General features: G+C 64.6%; 13 protein-coding genes and 2 rRNA genes. 8 read left to right on the forward strand and 7 right to left on the reverse strand.

Annotated elements, in window-relative coordinates; genetic code table 11:
* Positions 1 to 209: 209 nt before the first annotated feature.
* The 8 genes from CCOS865_RS13610 to CCOS865_RS13645 all read left to right on the forward strand — a co-directional run bounded on the left by CCOS865_RS13610 (position 210) and on the right by CCOS865_RS13645 (position 7736).
* The gene (locus tag CCOS865_RS13610; RefSeq protein ID WP_119141594.1) at positions 210 to 1016 is read left to right on the forward strand and encodes an NAD-dependent epimerase/dehydratase family protein; all 807 of its coding nucleotides are present in this window, start codon (positions 210 to 212) and stop codon (positions 1014 to 1016) included.
* A 34-nt stretch (positions 1017 to 1050) separates the two neighbouring features.
* On the forward strand, positions 1051 to 1941 hold the full coding sequence (locus CCOS865_RS13615; RefSeq protein ID WP_119141596.1) for a glucurono-1,5-lactonase: 891 nt from the start codon (positions 1051 to 1053) through the stop codon (positions 1939 to 1941).
* A gap of 56 nt (positions 1942 to 1997) precedes the next feature.
* Positions 1998 to 2969, forward strand: coding sequence for a TRAP transporter substrate-binding protein (locus CCOS865_RS13620; protein ID WP_119141598.1), 972 nt, complete (start codon positions 1998 to 2000; stop codon positions 2967 to 2969).
* Between the two features lie 67 nt (positions 2970 to 3036).
* Positions 3037 to 3564 (forward strand): TRAP transporter small permease, encoded by a 528-nt coding sequence (locus CCOS865_RS13625; protein ID WP_119141600.1) that lies wholly within the window; start codon positions 3037 to 3039, stop codon positions 3562 to 3564.
* Positions 3565 to 4845: a TRAP transporter large permease gene (locus CCOS865_RS13630; RefSeq protein WP_119141602.1), complete on the forward strand. Its 1281-nt coding sequence runs from the start codon at positions 3565 to 3567 to the stop codon at positions 4843 to 4845.
* 53 nt (positions 4846 to 4898) lie between these two features.
* A complete protein-coding gene (locus tag CCOS865_RS13635; RefSeq protein WP_119141604.1) occupies positions 4899 to 5825 on the forward strand; it encodes an EamA family transporter in 927 nt (308 codons plus the stop codon).
* A gap of 24 nt (positions 5826 to 5849) precedes the next feature.
* Positions 5850 to 6722, forward strand: a complete 873-nt coding sequence (locus CCOS865_RS13640; RefSeq protein WP_119141606.1) for an aldose 1-epimerase — start codon at positions 5850 to 5852, stop codon at positions 6720 to 6722.
* An 87-nt stretch (positions 6723 to 6809) separates the two neighbouring features.
* Entirely contained in the window at positions 6810 to 7736 is a 927-nt protein-coding gene (locus CCOS865_RS13645; protein ID WP_119141608.1) for a 2-hydroxyacid dehydrogenase, read from the forward strand.
* On the opposite strand, the gene CCOS865_RS13650 is transcribed toward CCOS865_RS13645, so the two are convergent.
* From CCOS865_RS13650 to CCOS865_RS13680, 7 genes are all read right to left on the reverse strand, one after another.
* Positions 7737 to 8636 carry a LysR family transcriptional regulator gene (locus tag CCOS865_RS13650; RefSeq protein WP_119141610.1) on the reverse strand — a complete coding sequence of 300 codons (900 nt, stop codon included), beginning with the start codon at positions 8634 to 8636 and terminating at the stop codon, positions 7737 to 7739.
* Positions 8637 to 8713: 77 nt separating this feature from the next.
* Positions 8714 to 10741: a pyridoxamine 5'-phosphate oxidase family protein gene (locus CCOS865_RS13655; protein WP_119141612.1), complete on the reverse strand. Its 2028-nt coding sequence runs from the start codon at positions 10739 to 10741 to the stop codon at positions 8714 to 8716.
* A gap of 29 nt (positions 10742 to 10770) precedes the next feature.
* Positions 10771 to 11400: a glutathione S-transferase family protein gene (locus CCOS865_RS13660; RefSeq protein WP_119141614.1), complete on the reverse strand. Its 630-nt coding sequence runs from the start codon at positions 11398 to 11400 to the stop codon at positions 10771 to 10773.
* A gap of 118 nt (positions 11401 to 11518) precedes the next feature.
* Complete coding sequence (locus CCOS865_RS13665) at positions 11519 to 12067, reverse strand: UPF0149 family protein (RefSeq protein ID WP_119141616.1); 549 nt, start codon at positions 12065 to 12067, stop codon at positions 11519 to 11521.
* 180 nt (positions 12068 to 12247) lie between these two features.
* Entirely contained in the window at positions 12248 to 13891 is a 1644-nt protein-coding gene (locus CCOS865_RS13670) for an acetolactate synthase large subunit (RefSeq protein WP_119141618.1), read from the reverse strand.
* Between the two features lie 352 nt (positions 13892 to 14243).
* A 5S ribosomal RNA gene (rrf, locus tag CCOS865_RS13675) occupies positions 14244 to 14359 on the reverse strand.
* A gap of 136 nt (positions 14360 to 14495) precedes the next feature.
* Positions 14496 to 14970 (reverse strand): 23S ribosomal RNA (locus tag CCOS865_RS13680); the annotation flags it as partial.

The following is a 14970-nucleotide window of genomic DNA, read 5'->3' on the forward strand; positions in this document are numbered from 1 at the left end:
CCCGCGCCTGCAGGATCCCTGCAAGGCCCACATCTGGGAGCGAGCACAGATCCTGTGGGAGCGGGTTTACCCGCGAATAGGCCGGCACTGGCTGCACTAGGCTGACGGCAAAAACCCTACGCCGAGCATTGACAAGCCCGGGAATCCCTACCGATAATTCAGGCCGGTCATACGACAACCTACAACAACTCCAAACAAACGAGCTTGCCATGACTATCACACCGTTCAAGCGCCTGCTGCTCACCGGAGCCGCAGGCGGCCTCGGCAAAGTGCTTCGTGAGCGCCTCAAGGGTTCTGCCGAAATCCTCCGGCTGTCCGATATCAGCCCCATGGCGCCGACCACCGGACCCCACGAAGAAGTCGTCGAATGCGACCTGGCTGACAAAACCGCCGTGCACCACCTGGTCGAGGGCGTCGATGCCATCTGCCACTTTGGCGGTGTGTCGGTCGAGCGGCCGTTCGAGGAAATCCTCGGGCCGAACATCTGCGGCGTGTTCCACCTCTACGAGGCGGCGCGCAAGCATGGGGTCAAGCGGATCATCTTCGCCAGCTCCAACCACACCATCGGCTTCTACCAGCAGGACCAGCGCATCGACGCCCAGGCCCTGCGCCGCCCCGACGGCTACTACGGCCTGTCCAAGTGCTACGGCGAAGACCTCGCCAGCTTCTATTTCGACCGCTATGGCATCGAGACCGTGAGCATCCGTATCGGCTCGTCGTTCCCCGAGCCGCAGAACCGGCGGATGCTCAGCACCTGGCTGAGCTACGACGACCTGACCGCCCTGATCGAGCGCGGCCTGTTCACCCCCGACGTTGGCCACACGGTGGTCTACGGCGCCTCGGCCAACCGCGACGTCTGGTGGGACAACCGCTTTGCCGCGCACCTGGGCTACCAGCCCAAGGACACCTCCGAAGTGTTCCGCGCCAAGGTCGAAGCGCAACCGGCGCCTGCTGCCGACGATCCGTCGATGGTCTATCACGGTGGCGCCTTCGTCGCTGCGGGACCGTTCGACTGATCCCATCCCCTAGCGCGCAAGGAGGCCGGCCACAATGCACTGCGAACTGATCGTCGACGCCCGCAACGCCACCGGCGAAAGCCCGGTCTGGCACCCCACTGAAAACGCCCTGTACTGGGTCGATATCCCAGCCGGCCAACTGCACCGTTGGCGCGCCAGCGATGGCGCGCACCAGCACTGGCAGGCCAACGAGATGCTCGCCTGCATCGCCCGCTGCGCCAGCCCCGACCGTGGCTGGATCGCCGGCATGCAGAGCGGCGTGTTTCAGCTGACCGTCAACGCCCAGGGCACGCTCGACAGCCGGCTGCTCAGCCCGGTCGAACATGCCCGCGAGGGCATGCGCTTCAATGATGGCCGCTGCGACCGCCAAGGACGTTTCTGGGCCGGCAGCATGCTGATGGACATGCAACAGGGCGCGCGCGTCGGCGCACTCTATCGCCAAGGTGGCGAAGGCCAGGCGCTGCGCCTGCAGCTGGACGACCTGATCGTGCCCAATGGCCTGGCGTTCAGCCCGGACGGCACGCGCATGTACCTCTCCGACTCACACCCTGACGTGCAGGCCATCTGGGCCTTCGACTATGACATCGACAGCGGCACGCCGCACAACCGGCGGCTGTTCGTCGACATGCGCGAATACCCCGGGCGCCCTGACGGCGCGGCGGTCGATGCCGAGGGCGGCTACTGGATCTGCGGCAATGACGCAGGCCTGGTGCACCGCTTCACGCCGGATGGCCGACTGGACCGCTCGCTCAGCGTGCCGGTGAAAAAACCGGCGATGTGCGCCTTCGGCGGCGCCGGCCTGGACACCCTGTTCGTCACCTCGATACGCCCTGCGGGCGACCTCGCCGACCAGCCCCTGGCGGGCGGCGTGTTCGCCCTCAACCCCGGCGTCAAAGGCTTGGAGGAGCCGGCGTACCGGGGCTGAAACAGACACTGCCAGACACGAACGAAACCACATAATAACAACACCGGAGTTTCATCATGATCTTCAAACGCAAGCTGCTCCTTGCTGTACTCCCGTTCGCCTTCACCCTCTCCAGCGCCGCGCATGCGCTGGACATCAAGTTCGCTGAAATCCACCCGGCCGGCTACCCGACGGTGGTCGCCGAGCAGAACATGGGCAAGAAGCTCGAGGCCGCCAGCAATGGCGAAATCACCTTCAAGATGTTCGCCGGTGGCGTGCTCGGCTCCGAGAAGGAAGTGATCGAGCAGGCACAGATCGGCGCGGTGCAGATGACCCGGGTGAGCCTGGGCATCGTCGGCCCGGTGGTGCCGGATGTGAACGTGTTCAACATGCCGTTCGTGTTCCGCGACCACGACCACATGCGCAAGATCATCGATGGCGAGATCGGCCAGGAGATCCTCGACAAGATCACCAACTCCGAATTCAACCTGGTCGCCCTGGCCTGGATGGATGGCGGCACGCGCAGCCTCTACACCAAGAAGCCGGTGCGCAAGATCGAAGACCTCAAGGGCATGAAGATCCGCGTCCAGGGCAACCCGCTGTTCCTCGACATGATGAACGCCATGGGCGGCAACGGCATCGCCATGGACACCGGGGAGATCTTCAGCGCCCTGCAGACCGGGGTGATCGACGGCGCCGAAAACAACCCGCCGACCCTGCTCGAACACAACCACTTCCAGAGCGCCAAGTACTTCACCCTGACCGGTCACCTGATCCTGCCGGAGCCGGTGGTGATGTCCAAGACCACCTGGGACAAGCTCACCCCCGAGCAGCAGACCCTGGTGAAAAAGGTCGCCCGCGAGGCGCAGATGGAAGAGCGCGCCCTGTGGGACGCCAAATCCGCCGCCAGCGAAGAGAAACTCAAGGCGGCCGGGGTCGAGTTCATCGAGGTCGACAAGAAGCCGTTCTATGACGCCACCGCGCCGGTGCGCGAGAAGTACGGTGCGCAGTACGCCGACCTGATGAAGCGAATCGCCGACGTCCAGTAACCCGACGCCGTTGCCAGATGACTCCCGCAGCGCGGCGGATGCCGCCGCGCCGCTTCGGTGATGCCTTATGAAAAGCGCTTTCCTGCGTCTGAACGACGCGTTGTACACCAGCTGCATCTGGGTTGCGGGTCTGTCGATCCTGACCATGACGCTGATCATTCCCTGGGGCATCTTTGCCCGCTACGTGCTCGGCACCGGCTCCAGTTGGCCCGAGCCGGTGGCGATCCTGCTGATGGTGGTGTTCGCCTTCATCGGCGCCGCGGCCAGCTACCGGGCCGGCGCGCACATGGCGGTGGCGATGGTCACCGACCGCCTGCCGCCGGCGCAGCGCAAGGCCGCGGCGCTGGTGGTGCAAGTGCTGATGCTGCTGGTGTGTGCGTTCATGACCTACTACGGCTTCAGGCTGTGCATGACCACCTGGAACCAGTTTCTCGCCACCCTGCCGTCGATCCGGGTCGGCATGACCTATGCGCCCATCCCGATCGGCGGCGCCCTCACGCTGATGTTCGTCGTGGAAAAGATCCTCTACGGCGACCAGGGCCACCGCAAGGTGATGCGCTTCGACGTGGTCGAAGAAAACGAAGGAGCGGCATAAATGGATGCGTTCATTCTGTTGGGCAGTTTCATTGCACTGATCCTGCTGGGCATGCCGGTGGCGTACGCGCTGGGCCTGGCCGCACTGATCGGCGCCTGGTGGATCGACATCCCGCTGCAGGCGATGATGATCCAGGTCGCCAGTGGGGTTAACAAGTTCTCGCTGCTGGCCATTCCGTTCTTCGTGCTGGCCGGCGCGATCATGGCCGAAGGCGGCATGTCACGGCGGCTGGTGGCGTTCGCCGGGGTGCTGGTGGGGTTTGTTCGCGGCGGCCTGTCGCTGGTCAACATCACCGCCTCGACGTTCTTCGGGGCGATCTCCGGCTCGTCGGTGGCCGACACCGCCTCGGTCGGTTCGGTGCTGATCCCGGAAATGGAGCGCAAAGGCTACCCGCGTGAGTTCTCCACGGCCGTGACCGTCAGCGGTTCGGTGCAGGCGCTGCTCACCCCGCCCAGCCACAACTCGGTGCTGTACTCGCTGGCGGCGGGCGGCACGGTGTCGATCGCCTCGCTGTTCATGGCTGGGGGGATGCCCGGGCTGCTGATGAGCGCGGTGCTGATGGGCCTGTGCCTGATCTTCGCCAAGCGGCGCAATTACCCCAAGGGCGAGGTGATCCCGCTGCGCCAGGCGCTGAAGATCGCCGGCGAGGCGCTGTGGGGCCTGATGGCGATGGTGATCATCCTCGGCGGCATTCTCTCGGGGGTGTTCACCGCCACCGAGTCGGCGGCCATTGCGGTGGTCTGGTCGTTCTTCGTGACCATGTTCATCTACCGCGACTACAAGTGGCGTGACCTGCCCAAACTGATGCACCGCACGGTACGGACCATCTCTATCGTGATGATCCTGATCGGCTTTGCCGCCAGCTTCGGCTATGTCATGACGCTGATGCAGATCCCGTCGAAGATCACCACGATGTTCCTGACCCTGTCGGACAACCGCTACGTGATCCTCATGTGCATCAACTTCATGCTGCTGCTGTTGGGCACGGTGATGGACATGGCGCCGCTGATCCTGATCCTCACGCCGATCCTGCTGCCGGTGATCACCGGCATCGGCGTCGACCCGGTGCAGTTCGGCATGATCATGCTGGTCAACCTCGGCATCGGCCTGATCACGCCACCGGTGGGTGCGGTGCTGTTCGTCGGCTCGGCGATCGGCAAGGTCAGCATCGAGGCCACGGTCAAGGCGCTGCTGCCGTTCTACGTGGCGCTGTTCCTGGTACTGATGGCGGTGACCTACATCCCGGCAATCTCCCTCTGGCTGCCGAGCGTGGTGCTGTAACCCTCGGGCGGGCCTGCCGGGCCCGCCCTCCTCCCGCAAATGGATTTGTGCCCATGGCTGTCCCCTCTGCTGTAAACCCTACCCTCTTCCCGCGCAAGCTGGCGGTGGCCCTCCTGGCCCTGCTGGCGTGCTCGTTTGCCGGCAACCACATTGCCGCGCGGATCGCCTTCGACGACGACACCGGGGTGTTGCTGGCGATCCTCTGTCGCTCGGGCATCACCCTGTTGGCGCTGACCGCGCTGGTCCTCTGGCAGCGCCAGCCGCTGGGCCTGCCGGCGGGCTCGCGGCGCTGGCAACTGCTCCTGGGCCTGCTGATCGCCACCCAGAGCCTGTGCCTGTACTCGGCCGTGGCGCGCATCCCGGTGGCGCTGGCACTGCTGGTCGGCAACACCTTCCCGATGTTGCTGGCGCTGCTCAGCTGGGCGCTGGGCGGGCCGCGCCCGAGCCGCCGCACGGTGCTGCTGATGGGGCTGATCCTGGTCGGCCTGGTGCTGGCCCTGGACGTGCCGTCGCGCCTGGCCGACAGCAGCGATGCCAACCCTGACTGGACGCTCGGCGTCGGTCTGGCGTTCTGCGCGGCCTGCGTGTTCGCCTGCGCGCTGTGGATCACCGACCACAAGCTGGCCAGCGTGCGCGGGCCGGTGCGCAGCCTGCTGACCCTGCTGATCGTGTTCGCCAGCATGCTCGTCGCCGGGTTTGGTGGCTGGGTACCGGCAGGGCTGTCGGTACCGGCCAGCAGTACCGGCTGGCTGGCCCTGGCGAGCCTGGTGGTGCTGTACGGGGTGGCGTTCACCTTGCTGTTCGTCTGCGTGCCGCGGCTGAACATGGCGCACAACGCGCCGGTGATGAACATCGAGCCGATCGCCACCTTGCTGCTCGGCTGGGCCCTGCTCGACCAGCGCCTGAGCACCCTGCAACTGATCGGTGGCGCGGTGGTGGTGTGCGGGATCGTCCTGCTGACCTACCGCCGACCGACCTGATCGACCTTTCCAAGGAACCTGTTGATGTCCCTGTTCGAAGTGCACCTCGAAGACCGTCTGACCCGCCTCAGCCTGGCGCCGCAGGTAGGCGCCAGCCTGGTCAACTGGCAGGTGAAGGAAACCGGCCAGCCCCTGCTGCGCCACAGCGACCCGGCCGCGCTGGACAGTGGCTCGCCGCGGCGGCTGGCGTGCTACCCGCTGGCCCCCTGGTCAAACCGCATCGGCATGGGTGGTTTTGCCCGTCCTGACAAATGGCTGGCGCTGCCGCCAAACACCCCGACTGCGCCCTATGCGATCCACGGCAGTGCCTGGCAGCAGCCCTGGCAGGTGAGCCATCAAGGCACTGACCATGCCTGCCTGACCCTGGACAGCGAGGTGCCCTTCGCCTATCGGGCAACGCTGCATGTGAGCCTGGAGGAAGGCTGCCTGAGCCTCGACCTGCAGGTCACTCACCTCGACGCCTTGCCCTGCTGGCATGGCCTGGGCTTGCACCCCTACCTGCCGCGCTACCGCGACACTCTGCTGCTGGCACCCGCACGCCAGGTGTGGGTGGGTGACGAGGACAGCTTGCCGTCGCGCCTGGTCGACATCCCCGAGGCGTGGCGCTTCGACACCTTGCGCGAACTGCCGAGTACTGCCGTCGACCATGCCTTCGACGGATGGCTGGGCGAGTGCATGATCGTCCAGCCCGACGCGGGGTATCAGCTGCATTGCAGCGCCACCGGTGCGGCGCATTACCTGCTGTTCTGCCCGCAGGATCAGGCGTTTTTCTGTTTCGAACCCGTCAGCCATCCGATCAACGCCCATCATTTGCCAGGGCGGCCGGGGCTGCGCTTGCTGCAGCAGGGTGAACAACTCAACCTGGGCTTCAAGCTGCGTTACCAGGCGCTCGTCTAGGGCGGGCCATGTCGTTTCTGGTGCAGGTTTGTCGGGCCAGCCTCTGGCAAGCTGTAGGTCCGACACCCAGCCACCGCGCGAGGCACCATGACCCTGCTATTCAACGTTGACACCGAGCGGGCCGACACCTGGCAACAGCTGTTCGCCGAGCAGGCCCCCGACATCGACGTGCGCCTGTGGCCTGACATCGGCGACCCGGCGGACGTCCGCTACCTGGCCACCTGGCTGCCGCCCGAAGGCATCCATGAGCGCTTCCCCAACCTCGAGGTGCTGTTTGCCACTTCGGCGGGCGTCGATCAGTTCGATACCCGCCTGTTGCCGGCGTCGGTGCAAGTCGTGCGCATGCTCGACCCGGGCATCGTCCGGGGCATCGTCGAGTACGCGACGATGGCGGTGCTGGCGCTGCACCGCGACCTGCCGAGCTATGTTCAACAGCAGCGTGAGGGACGCTGGCAGGAGCTGCCCTATGTACCGGCGCATCAGCGCCGGGTCGGGGTGATGGGGCTGGGCAATCTTGGCCAGGCGGTGCTCAGGCAATTGCAGGGGTTCGGTTTTGCCCTGAGTGGCTGGTCGCGCTCGGCCAAGACCCTCGCAGGGGTGCAGTGCCATGCCGGTGAAGCAGCGTTGCCGGGGTTTCTCGCGGCGTGCGACATCCTCATCTGCCTGCTGCCGTTGACCCCTGATACCCGCGGCATCCTCGATGCGCGGCTGTTTGCAGGGTTACCGCGTGGCGCCAGCCTGATCAACCTCGGCCGTGGCGGGCACCTGGTCGAGGCCGACCTGTTGGCCGCCCTGGACAGCGGTCAGCTGCAACAGGCGCTGGTGGACGTGCTGCAAGAGGAGCCGGCGGCTGCCGACCACCCGTTCATGCGGCATCCGCAGATCTGGCTGACGCCGCACATCGGCGCGTCGACCCTGCCCGAGTCCGCCTTCGAGGTGTTGCTGGCGAACCTGCGACGCCATCAGCGTGGCGAGCCCATGCAGGGCGTGGTGGATCGCCAACGCGGCTACTGATCAGTTCAGGTACCGGTGCGCGCGCAGGTGCTCCACCAGCCGGTCGATGAACGTGCGGACCTTGGCCGAGCCATACTTGCTCTCCCGGTGCAGCACATGGATCGGCCACGGCGCCTCCTCATAGGCTTCCAGGACCACCCGCAAACGCCCCGTCGCCAGCTCGTCCGCGACCTGGTAAGAAAGCAACCGGGCGATCCCCAGGCCGGCACTCGCGGCGACGATCGCGGCATCGTTGCTGGTCACCGTCAGGCGTGGCTTGACCTGCACCAGGGTGGGCGCCTGGGCAGGCCCGAATCGCCATTGCGCCTGCGGTGACACGCCACTGGCGGTAATGATCGTGTGCGCCGCCAGCGCCTGCGGATGCGCGGGCACGCCATGCTGCTCCAGGTACTCGGGCGAGGCGCAGAGCAGGCGGCGTACCTGCCCGACACGCAGCGCCCTGAGCCCGGAGTCGGGCAAGGGGCCGATACGCACCGCAACGTCCATGCCCTCCTCCACCAGGTTGACCACCCGATCGAGAAAGTACGCCGACACGTCGACCTGCGGATACGCCTGCAGGTAATCGACGATGCACGGCATGACGAAGGCCTTGCCGAACAGCAGCGGCGCGGTCACCGCGAGGTTGCCCTGGGGCGCGGCGTTGATGCCTGCGGCCGCTTCGTTGGCCTCATCGATGCTGGCGAGGATGTTGCGGCTGTCTTCCAGGTAGCGGCTGCCGGCGTCGGTCAGGCGCACGCTGCGGGTGGTGCGCAGCAGCAGCTTGACCCCGAGGGCCTGCTCCAGCGCGACGATTGCGCGGGTGACCGCCGCCGCGGAGATGCCCAGGCGCCGCGCGGCGCCGGCAAAGCTCTGCAGCTCGCCCACCGCCACCAGCACCTTCATCAGGTGGATCTGATCCATGCGTCGCCCCTGTACTTGTCGTGGGGGGATTATTCGCGGGGCGGGGGCTTGGCCACAAGTGGCCGTGCTGGCAAGCGCTATACGTCCAACACCAACGCTTCATCTGCCTGGGCGGGCACTGCGCAACAGATCAGCACCGAGCCCGGCTCCGGCAACTCGGCCGGTGGGTTCGGATAGTGCACCTGGCCACTGACCAGCCGCGTCTTGCAGGTGCCACACGAGCCTCCCCGACAACTGAACTCCGGCGCCAGGCCACGCCGCTCGGCGAGCTCCAGCAAGCTGCCACTGCCGGGCGTCCAGCGCGCTTCCTTGGCAGAACCTGCGAAGTACACCGGCACCGCCTCAGTGGCCACCGGCGGCTGCTCCAGCAGCACGGGCTGGCCATCGCCGTGACGGCGCAGGGTCGAAGGGCCGAAGGCTTCGGCATGGATGCGCGCATCCGGCACATTCACACCGCGTAGGCCCTCATAGATGTCCTGGGTGAAACTGGCGGGCCCGCACACATAGAAGTCATAGTCGTCCAGGGCCAGCCGAGCCTTGATCTGCTCGACGCCCAGGCGCCCGGCGAAATCGTAATCGCGGCCTTCGACGGCATGCGTTTCCGGGGCACTCAGTGCGCGGTGCACACTCAAGCGGGGCCCCGCCAGCTGAAGCAATGTCGCCAGCTCTTGCTGGAACGGCAGGTCGGCCAGGCTGCGCGCGCCCTGAAACAGGTAGACGCGCCGGGAGACATCGCTCACCAGCTGCTCGCGCAACATCGCCAGCAGCGGCGTAATGCCTACCCCCGCGGCGATCAGCACCAGCGGCCGCGCACTGCTGCTGTCGAGGACGAAGCTGCCCGTGGGCAGCCGTACCTCCAGCGCATCGCCCAGCGCAACCTGCTCATGCAAATGCCGTGATGCCGGGCCCTGGGCCTTGACGCTGATGCGCAGGTAACCGTCAGAGGGCGCACTGGAGAGGCTGTAGGTGCGGATCAGCGGCGCGTCATCTCCCAGCTGCAGGCGAATAGGCAGATGCTGCCCCGCCGTGAACGACACTGCCGTGTGCGCGGGTGGCTGCAGATAGTAGGAGCGGATGTCGCGGCTTTCCTGCTCGACCCGGATCACCCGCCAGGCCAGCCACTGCGCCTTGTGCTCGCGCTGCTCGAGACGCTGTTCGGCTTCAGCCCAGGTACCCGTCATCAGGCTCGTCGGCGCATAGCCCTCGAACGCCCAGCGCAGCGATACGCCCGCTGGCCGCCACACCACCTGCTCGACCTCCAGCGTCCACATCCGCTCGGCCCCCTCGAAGGCGGCGATTGCCGGGCTGTCGAGGAGCAACTCGGTGCGCCCTGACAGCTGCAGGACGTCGCCGCTGGCAAAGTCGACGAACAGCAACCCTGCCACCGGGTTCAACAACAGGTTGCCGAGGGTGTTGAAGTGCAAGTTGCCGGCGTAGTCGGGGATGCTCAGGCGGTTGCCTTCGACCTTGACGAAGCCGGCCCGGCCGCCGCGGTGCGAAACATCGACCGAGCGCTGACCGTCGGCGTGGTCGACATAGCTGGCGACAAAGAACGTGTCGGCGGCTTCGATCATCGCCATCGCCCGGGCATCCAGCATGGTGGAATCTTCACGCGGCTGCGCAGGTTCATCGACACGGCGGTAGTCACGCAGCTGAATGTACTGCGGGCAGTTGCCGAAGGCGTGCTCCACCGCCACCTGTAATTGCCCGGCTGAGGCCGTTTCGATCACGCCATTGATGCGGTTACGCCGGCGTGTGTGCAGCTCGATGCCGAGCAGGCCGATGGCGTTTCCAGCGGCCAGCCCCGCCGACGCTGGATCAGCGTCTGGCGCACGGGCGGCAATCACCAAGTGGCGTGGGTCGGGGGAGCCGACAAAACCGGGCTCGCCCTCGATCAAGGTCGCCCAGGGTCTGCCGTTTGCATCCACCGAGCCGGCTACCAGAAACGGCAACTGGTGATAGAACGTGCGGTGCTGGTCGGGCATGTAGTCGCGGATGACCTTTTGCCCGAACTCATCCATGCGCTGGGCGACGCCGGCTTTTTCCTGCAGGCGTTTCTCGCCGGCGTGCCAGGGTGAGGGGCGGTGTGCAGAGCGTTCGGGCATGGCGGCATCCTCGCAGGCAGTGACGGTGATCAGTCGGCGTGTTGCAGGCCGATGACGGTGCGCGGCATGGCCACGAAGCCAGGCAGTGCCTCGATGCGTGCCAACCAGGCACGTACGTTGGGGTAAGGCTCGAGCGTCACGTTGCCCTCTGGGGCATGGGCGATGTACGAGTAGTTGGCGACATCGGCCAGGGTCGGCGTATCACCCGCCAGAAATGGCGTGTTGGCCAACTCACGGTCGATCACTGCGAGCAGACCGTGGGCGCGACCAATCACCTCCTCGCTGTTGAAGGCGGCGCCGAACACGGTCACCAGGCGCGCGGCGGCCGGGCCGTAGGCGAGCGGCCCGGCGGCCACCGACAGCCAGCGCTGGACGGCAGCTGCGGCCTGCGGTGCCTCGGGCAGCCAGTTTCCGTTGTCGTAGGTTTTTGCCAGATACACCAGGATGGCATTGGAGTCGGCGATGACCACGCCGTTGTCGTCGATCACCGGCACCTGGCCGAAGGGATTGAGGGCAAGGAATTCAGGCTGTTTGTGCGCGCCTTTGGCCAGGTCGACAAAGACCAGTTCGTGCGGCAGGTCGAGCAGCGAGAGCATCAGCTGGATGCGGTGGGCGTGGCCGGACTTGGGGAAGTGGTACAGCTTGATAGGGGCTGGCATGTTCTAGGTTCCAGGTCAGTGGGGGACGTAGAACATGCTGCGCTCATTCGGCTGGCAGCGGAATTAGCGCCAGGAGCAATCCATAATTTCGGCCAGCGAAATAATCCTGACCCTCACATTACGCCTGAGGGTAATGGTGACGGTACAGGCCGCGCACAGCTTCGATCACGTGCGGCACACAGGCCTGGATGTCCGCTTCGCTCATCTGGTCGAGCAGTTCGAAGTTGTCTTCAAGACCATGCAGCGAAATGACCTTGAGCAGCGCATCTTGCTGCGGCGGCAGTTCAGCCCATTGAGCGATCTGGGTGCCGCGCATATAACCGAAGCACCATTCTTCGAGAATGACGACAGGCCCCTCTTCGCCTTCGCTCTCTTCGAACAGCGGCTCAAAGGCGTCCAGGTCAGCCAATTCAGCCGTCACATCATTGCTGTAGCGCAGCATCAGCGCGGTATAGGCCTCTTGGTGGTCGGGGCGCTTGAACTTGGGGACCTTGCCGCCGCTGACGGCCGGCAGCCAGTGTTCCGGGGTGACTGTTACCGGGGAGCTGGCCAATGCGGTGAAGAAGCCGTTCAGTTCAGCCAGGTTCAGCACCGAGAAGTCGTTGCCGTAGGTGATCAGGAAGTCTTCGAGACGGGCGAGTTCTTTTTCGTTGAGACGCGGAAGCATGGGCCTGAGGATGTCCTGGCAGAGGGTATTGGGTGCACCCTAGCACAGCGAGCCGCGATTGAGAGGGGGGGAAATCGTATGAGGGTGATGCGCAGGACACGCGCTGATACGCCAGCGCCTGCAGGCACACCCCGTTTATTGAACGGGGTGGACCTGTAGGCGCGGGCAAACGTTCAGGCCTTAGACCGCCAGCGCGCGCTCACGCAGCTCGCTGTTGAGGATACGGTCGTTCTCCGAGTAATCGACCGGGCAGTCGATCACGTGGACACCTGGGGTCTTGATGCAGTGCTCGAGCAGCGGCAGGAAGCCTTCGGCGCTTTCCACGCGGTGGCCATTGGCACCGTAGGCTTCGGCGTATTTGACGAAGTCCGGGTTGCCGTAGTCCAGGCCGTAGTCGGTGAAGCCCATGTTGGCCTGCTTCCAGCGGATCATGCCGTAGCCGTCGTCACGCAGGATCACCACGGTGATGTGCATGCCCAGACGGACTGCGGTTTCCAGCTCCTGGCTGTTCATCATGAAGCCGCCATCGCCACACACCGAGATCACCGGACGGTCCGGGTACACCAGGTGCGAGGCCATTGCCGACGGCAGGCCAGCGCCCATGGTCGCCAGGGCGTTGTCGAGCAGCACGGTGTTGGGCTTGTGCGCCTTGTAGTTACGGGCGAACCAGATCTTGTAGATACCGTTGTCCAGGGCGACGATGCCTTCGGACGGCAGGGCGCGACGGATGTCGGCGACCAGGCGCTGCGGGTAGACCGGGAAACGGTCGTCGTCGGCGCCTTCGGCGATCTGCGCTTCGTTGGCTTCACGGATCGCCAGCAGGCGGGTGAAGTCCCAGTGGCTGGTGTCGTTCAGCGCTTCGCCGATCTGCCAGACGGCGTTGGCGATGTCGCCGATCACTTCGATCTGCGGGAAGTAGACCGCATCGACTTCGGCGGAGCGGAAGTTGATGTGGATGACTTCGGTGCCGCCACGGACCATGAAGAACGGCGGCTTCTCGATCACGTCGTGACCGATGTTGATGATCAGGTCGGCGGCTTCGACGGCGCGGTGAACGAAGTCACCGGACGACAGCGCGGCGTTGCCGAGGAAGCGCGGGTGACGCTCGTCGACCACGCCCTTGCCCATCTGGGTGGTGATGAACGGGATGCCGGTCTTGTCGATCAGTTGCTTGAGGACCTTGGCGGTCATCTTGCGGTTGGCGCCGGCACCGATCACCAGGATCGGGCTGCGGGCGTTCTGCAGCTTCTCGACGGCGGCTTCGACGGCCTTGTGCTCGGCCAGCGGACGACGGCTCAGGCTCGGCGGGATCGGCATGCTGTCGGTCTGCTCGGCGGCGATGTCTTCCGGCAGCTCCAGGTGCACGGCGCCCGGCTTCTCTTCTTCAGCCAGGCGGAACGCTTCACGCATGCGGGCCGGGATGTTGTCGGCCGAGGCGAACTGGTGGGTGTACTTGGTGATGGGGGCCATCATGCCGCACACGTCGATGATCTGGAAGCGGCCTTGCTTGGACTTCTTGATCGGCTTCTGGCCGGTGATCATCATCATCGGCATGCCGCCGAGATACGCGTAGGCACTGGCGGTGACCAGGTTGGTCGCGCCGGGGCCGAGGGTCGACAGGCTGACGCCGGTCTTGCCGGTCAGGCGGCCATAGGTGGCGGCCATGAAGCCTGCGGACTGCTCGTGGCGAGTCAGTACCAGCTTGATCTTCGATTTGCGCAGGGACTCCAGCAGATCGAGGTTCTCCTCACCAGGAATGCCGAACACATACTCGACACCTTCGTTTTCCAGGCATTGCACAACGACATCGGCGGCCTTAGCCATCTTGCTTGTTACCTCAAGTAATAGGACGGTGGGACGTCCAGTTCGGTCAGCATGGGGCTGACATCGGCTTGTCCGCGGGCGGAAGGTGCCCCCGAATCTAAGTCTTGACGCTGACTATGCGCGAGAAAGTCACGTCAACAAACTGCAATATTGTCGCACCTCTGTCGCGTTGAGGGTGTATGGGTTCGGACAAAATGCATTTGCTTGAGGAGCAATGAGAGGGGTTGAGCGAGGGGACCTGTGCCGAGCGCTTTCTGGCGGCCTGTACAGCAGCTCGAGAGCGCCGACGTTTTTTCGAGCGCAAAGACAAAACCCCTACCTGCTCGCGCAGATAGGGGTTTTGCGAAATGAATCTTGACGATGACCTACTCTCACATGGGGAGACCCCACACTACCATCGGCGATGCATCGTTTCACTACTGAGTTCGGGATGGGATCAGGTGGTTCCAATGCTCTATTGTCGTCAAGAAATTCTGTTACCAGAACGTCCTGTTGGACACTCCAGCGAATTCGGATATGCGATATTTGTGATGTTACGAACTTTCGGCTGCTTCGTCTTCACCACCACAATTTGGCACTGATGCTCAAATTGCTTGGGTGTTATATGGTCAAGCCTCACGGGCAATTAGTATTGGTTAGCTCAACGCCTCACAGCGCTTACACACCCAACCTATCAACGTCGTAGTCTTCGACGGCCCTTCAGGGGATTCTAGATCCCAGTGAGATCTCATCTTGAGGCAAGTTTCCCGCTTAGATGCTTTCAGCGGTTATCTCTTCCGAACATAGCTACCCGGCAATGCCACTGGCGTGACAACCGGAACACCAGAGGTTCGTCCACTCCGGTCCTCTCGTACTAGGAGCAGCCCCTCTCAAATCTCAAACGTCCACGGCAGATAGGGACCGAACTGTCTCACGACGATCTAAACCCAGCTCGCGTACCACTTTAAATGGCGAACAGCCATACCCTTGGGACCGGCTTCAGCCCCAGGATGTGATTAGCCGACATCGAGGTGCCAAACACCGCCGTCGATATGAACTCTTGGGCGGTATCAGCCTGTTATCCCCGGAGTACCTTTTAT

Origin of the sequence: Pseudomonas reidholzensis, assembly GCF_900536025.1 — a bacterium.
In the GTDB taxonomy this organism is placed as follows: domain Bacteria; phylum Pseudomonadota; class Gammaproteobacteria; order Pseudomonadales; family Pseudomonadaceae; genus Aquipseudomonas; species Aquipseudomonas reidholzensis.

Bases quoted from the DNA above. Each gene is read 5' to 3' on its own strand.
- CCOS865_RS13610 (WP_119141594.1), top strand. From the start codon at position 210: ATGACTATCACACCGTTCAAGCGCCTGCTGCTCACCGGAGCCGCAGGC.
- CCOS865_RS13615 (WP_119141596.1), top strand. From the start codon at position 1,051: ATGCACTGCGAACTGATCGTCGACGCCCGCAACGCCACCGGCGAAAGC.
- CCOS865_RS13620 (WP_119141598.1), top strand. From the start codon at position 1,998: ATGATCTTCAAACGCAAGCTGCTCCTTGCTGTACTCCCGTTCGCCTTC.
- CCOS865_RS13625 (WP_119141600.1), top strand. From the start codon at position 3,037: ATGAAAAGCGCTTTCCTGCGTCTGAACGACGCGTTGTACACCAGCTGC.
- CCOS865_RS13630 (WP_119141602.1), top strand. From the start codon at position 3,565: ATGGATGCGTTCATTCTGTTGGGCAGTTTCATTGCACTGATCCTGCTG.
- CCOS865_RS13635 (WP_119141604.1), top strand. From the start codon at position 4,899: ATGGCTGTCCCCTCTGCTGTAAACCCTACCCTCTTCCCGCGCAAGCTG.
- CCOS865_RS13640 (WP_119141606.1), top strand. From the start codon at position 5,850: ATGTCCCTGTTCGAAGTGCACCTCGAAGACCGTCTGACCCGCCTCAGC.
- CCOS865_RS13645 (WP_119141608.1), top strand. From the start codon at position 6,810: ATGACCCTGCTATTCAACGTTGACACCGAGCGGGCCGACACCTGGCAA.
- CCOS865_RS13650 (WP_119141610.1), bottom strand. From the start codon at position 8,636: ATGGATCAGATCCACCTGATGAAGGTGCTGGTGGCGGTGGGCGAGCTG.
- CCOS865_RS13655 (WP_119141612.1), bottom strand. From the start codon at position 10,741: ATGCCCGAACGCTCTGCACACCGCCCCTCACCCTGGCACGCCGGCGAG.
- CCOS865_RS13660 (WP_119141614.1), bottom strand. From the start codon at position 11,400: ATGCCAGCCCCTATCAAGCTGTACCACTTCCCCAAGTCCGGCCACGCC.
- CCOS865_RS13665 (WP_119141616.1), bottom strand. From the start codon at position 12,067: ATGCTTCCGCGTCTCAACGAAAAAGAACTCGCCCGTCTCGAAGACTTC.
- CCOS865_RS13670 (WP_119141618.1), bottom strand. From the start codon at position 13,891: ATGGCTAAGGCCGCCGATGTCGTTGTGCAATGCCTGGAAAACGAAGGT.